The sequence below is a fragment of the Faecalibacterium sp. DFI.5.82 genome (assembly GCF_029076575.1).
Taxonomy (GTDB): Bacteria; Bacillota; Clostridia; order Oscillospirales; family Ruminococcaceae; genus Faecalibacterium; species Faecalibacterium duncaniae.
The window spans coordinates 1-315 of record NZ_JARFIS010000420.1 but is presented as its reverse complement, the minus strand read 5'-3'; the positions used below and the strand labels follow the sequence as shown (position 1 = coordinate 315).

General features: G+C 55.9%; 1 pseudogene. It reads left to right on the top strand.

The window, feature by feature from the left end:
* A pseudogene (locus P0G09_RS17250) lies at positions 1 to 315 on the top strand (stage III sporulation protein AA); the annotation flags it as partial.

The window sequence follows — 315 nt, the reverse complement described above, 5'->3', positions numbered from 1 at the left end:
GAACAGAAGATGGACGAGTATTATCAGGTGGTGCAGACGCTGCCCCAATGGCTGGCAAGGCCGCTGGGGCAGCTCCCATCAGAAGACGCAGATACTGTACATGAGCTGCGGCTCCGGCTGGGCTGTGCTCCACAGTTTACGGTACGAGGATGCAGCTGCACACCGACACAGCTGGCACCTGAACTGAACTCACTGCAAACGATGCAACTGACCCCGTTGCAGATAGAAGAGATCCTGTTCACCCTCTGCGGCGGTTCAGTCCATACCCATCAGACAGAGATCGCACAGGGCTATGTTACACTGGAAAATGGCTGT